Source organism: Hahella sp. HN01 (assembly GCF_018986435.1).
Taxonomy (GTDB): domain Bacteria; phylum Pseudomonadota; class Gammaproteobacteria; order Pseudomonadales; family Oleiphilaceae; genus Hahella.
This window is the reverse complement of record NZ_JAHMIN010000093.1, coordinates 1-2,958: the sequence shown is the minus strand read 5'-3', so window position 1 is coordinate 2,958 and position 2,958 is coordinate 1. Positions and strand designations below refer to the sequence as shown.

General features: G+C 57.0%; 6 protein-coding genes. 1 reads left to right on the top strand and 5 read right to left on the bottom strand.

Annotated features, from left to right (window positions below; translation table 11 throughout):
- A partial coding sequence (locus tag KP814_RS32165; protein WP_216740612.1) for a site-specific DNA-methyltransferase occupies positions 1-686 on the top strand: 686 nt, incomplete at its 5' end.
- On the opposite strand, the gene KP814_RS32160 is transcribed toward KP814_RS32165, so the two are convergent.
- The 5 genes from KP814_RS32160 to KP814_RS32140 all read right to left on the bottom strand — a co-directional run bounded on the left by KP814_RS32160 (position 662) and on the right by KP814_RS32140 (position 2,833).
- On the bottom strand, positions 662-1,018 hold the full coding sequence (locus tag KP814_RS32160) for a hypothetical protein (RefSeq protein ID WP_216740611.1): 357 nt from the start codon (positions 1,016-1,018) through the stop codon (positions 662-664). The two genes, KP814_RS32165 and KP814_RS32160, sit on opposite strands and share 25 nt — an antisense overlap.
- Before the next feature lie 95 nt (positions 1,019-1,113).
- Positions 1,114-1,464, bottom strand: a complete 351-nt coding sequence (locus KP814_RS32155) for a hypothetical protein (RefSeq protein ID WP_253938803.1) — start codon at positions 1,462-1,464, stop codon at positions 1,114-1,116.
- A gap of 162 nt (positions 1,465-1,626) precedes the next feature.
- Positions 1,627-1,908 (bottom strand): hypothetical protein, encoded by a 282-nt coding sequence (locus KP814_RS32150; RefSeq protein ID WP_216740609.1) that lies wholly within the window; start codon positions 1,906-1,908, stop codon positions 1,627-1,629.
- 60 nt (positions 1,909-1,968) lie between these two features.
- Positions 1,969-2,244, bottom strand: coding sequence for a hypothetical protein (locus tag KP814_RS32145; protein WP_216740608.1), 276 nt, complete (start codon positions 2,242-2,244; stop codon positions 1,969-1,971).
- A gap of 76 nt (positions 2,245-2,320) precedes the next feature.
- On the bottom strand, positions 2,321-2,833 hold the full coding sequence (locus KP814_RS32140) for a DUF3489 domain-containing protein (RefSeq protein ID WP_216740607.1): 513 nt from the start codon (positions 2,831-2,833) through the stop codon (positions 2,321-2,323).
- Positions 2,834-2,958 lie beyond the last annotated feature (125 nt).

Sequence of the window (2,958 nt, the reverse complement as noted above, 5' to 3'; positions counted from 1 at the left end):
GGAAGCAGGCGGATATGGTGTTTACCGATCCTCCCTATAACGTGAATTACGCGAACAGCGCCAAAGACAAGCTGCGCGGCAAGAATCGCGCGATCTTAAACGACAATCTCGGCGACGGCTTTTACGACTTCTTGTTGGCGGCGTTGAGCCCAACCCTTGCACATTGTCGGGGCGCAATCTACATCGCTATGTCCTCCAGCGAGCTGGACACCCTGCAGGCGGCGTTTCGGGAAGCGGGAGGCAAATGGTCGACGTTCATCATCTGGGCCAAGAACACCTTCACGCTGGGACGTTCAGACTACCAGCGCCAATACGAGCCGATTCTGTACGGCTGGCCGGAAGGCGCACGCCGACACTGGTGCGGCGATCGCGATCAAGGCGACGTATGGCAAATTAAAAAGCCGGCGAAAAACGACCTGCATCCCACCATGAAGCCGGTGGAACTGGTGGAGCGCGCCATCCGCAATTCCAGCCGGCCGGGCGATATGGTGCTTGACCCATTTGGCGGTTCAGGCTCCACATTGATCGCAGCGGAAAAGTCCGGACGCGTCGCGCGTCTGATCGAGCTTGATCCCAAGTACGTGGATGTAATCGTGCGCCGTTGGCAGGATTGGACAGGAGAAAAAGCCGTCCGCAAGAGTGATGGGACGGCCTTTGGCGATCAGGCCTCGACTGCCTCGCAATGAATGACATACCCGACCAGCTCAGGCAACCCGTAAGGGATGCCGCGCTGTACGCTGGTGACTCGCCCTATGGTGCGTTTCATCCAGCTTTGGGTGGTTGCATCAATGGCGGCCTCAAGGGTAAGCTCCGTTAGTTGATTGCCTCGAAGCTCATCCGCAAAGCGTCTTCCGTAGCGGCTATCCAAAAAGTTTCGGATGGATTCAAGCGGTTGCCCCGTCGCGTTCGAAATGGCTGTCATGGCTAGAGGCCAAGCGACATTGGCCTCCTCATTCATCGTTCCGAAGAAGCCCCAGGCGACGTTTTGGGTGGTGGGTATGGGTGTTGAATGTTCCATTTTTGAATTCCTTTTGATTGTTTCTTGGCGTCCCTAGTAACGCTTCATATGAGCGGGAAGCCAAGTTAATCCTCGGCTTCCGTTTGGATTAATCGCTACCCAAGTCTGGCGACGTAGCGAGGGTAGTCTCCATGATCGGGGTTGATGTAGAGGTAGGGGCGGCCCGGGGCGGTGACTTCGATGCAAAGCTCACCGCCATGAACGCTTCCCCCTTTGCCGCGCAGCCAATCCCGACGTGCGCTGAGGTGGTTGGTGAACACGTCAAACTCAATCGTCGTCATTTCCCGGGTTTCGGTAACGTAGATCCTGTGTTGTCCGTAACCGCCGACCTCGCTCAGATCGACCGGCTTCCTGGCGAAGGGCAAACGGACGCCCAGCTCCTCCACCTCAATGCTGATGCCGCCAACGATGAGGGTGCGAGGGGTTCGGGTGATGGTGAGGGTCATGGTTTTCACTGTCTTTCTCCTTGTGTTGCGTCGTTAATGTTGACGCCCCTAGTAACGCTTCATGTGAGCGGAAAGCCAAGTTGAATCTGGAGGGATAAGCGAGGTTTTTTGCGTCAGGGGCGGCGAACGAAAAAAGCCGGCGACGAGGCCGGCTGTAGGCGTTCAGGAGGGGCGATCAATCAGCCGCCAACACAGCTTTAAGGCGATGTCCTCCCAGGGGGCGATAAGGCGGCTAGCGTCCGATAGCAGGCCGAGGAGATGAAACCGAATCAATAACCGGGCGTCTTCGTCTTCCTCAAGTTTGCCCAGGTAGCAGGCAAGACGCTCATCTATCAGCAACCCATGCAGCTTGGTGATCGCCTCGCGCTTGGGGAGCGGTTCCGACATCAGGCGCGTCAGAGCTAGGGCTTTTTCTTCGGTGTGTGGTTGGTGGATGGTTTCCATTAGGGCTTCTCCTTTTTTGTGGTGAGGCGGCTGCGTTGCGCCGCCGGGTAGTTGCTTAGGTCAGGCTTCGATGATGCGCTTGCAGATGGCGATGGCCGCCTCGTCCCAGGTCACGTAGGAGAGGTGCAGGTTGTCCAGCGCCCGCTCAAGGTGAAAGCGCACCAGGAGGCGGACATCCGCGTCCTCCTCAAACTCTTCAAAAAAATCAAAAAGGTCGTCGTCGCCGGTCAGGTGGTAAAGCATGTCGCTGGCGTCTTTCTTCAGCAGCGGCTTGGCCATCAGGCGTTCCAGTTTGGCGGCTTTTTCTTCGGTGTTGGGTTGGCTCCAGGTGCCCATTTTTTCGCTCCTTTTGGGTGGTTCGTGTGGCGCTATGAACGCTTCATAGCGCCGGCTTAGCAAGTGATTTAGAGCGTTATGGGTGATCGGTTTTTGCGATGCGATAAATGCGCTCGCCATCTGCGGATTTCTCTGAGATCACGTTGAGTCCCAGCTTCTTTTTCAGCGCCCCGGATAGCGTTCCGCGCACCGTGTGCTTTTGCCATCCTGTGGCATGGCTGAGTTGGTCGATGGTGGCTCCTTCCGGGCGCTCCAGCATCTGGATAACAAGGGCCTGCTTACTGTTAGCGCGGAGGCGGGCTGGCTGGCGCAGTGGCTCTGCTTGGGCCTCGTCCCGCTCTGTGTCGAGGGAGTCTGGTCCGGGCTCTATAGGACTTGGCTTGGCGCGTCCCAGCGCCTCGTAGGCGGCGTCATCGACATGCCATGCTTCTCCCTCTGCGTGGATCAGGTTTCGCTGCATCAGGCCGATCAGCACTTTCTTACGCGCGCCGCCTTTGATGTGGCCTGGAAACCAGTCGACGCGACCCTCGCGGTGATCGATGGCGTGGGACAAAACAGCGTGTTGTGTGGGCGTCAATGTGTGACTCATAAAAAGCTCCTTGGCGAGTGGATTAAGACGCCGACATGAACGCTTCATTCGAGAAGGAAGCCAAGTGGATTCAGCGTTATTTTTTCGATGTGATTGATACAGCTCATGGGAATTTCCATTCGCGC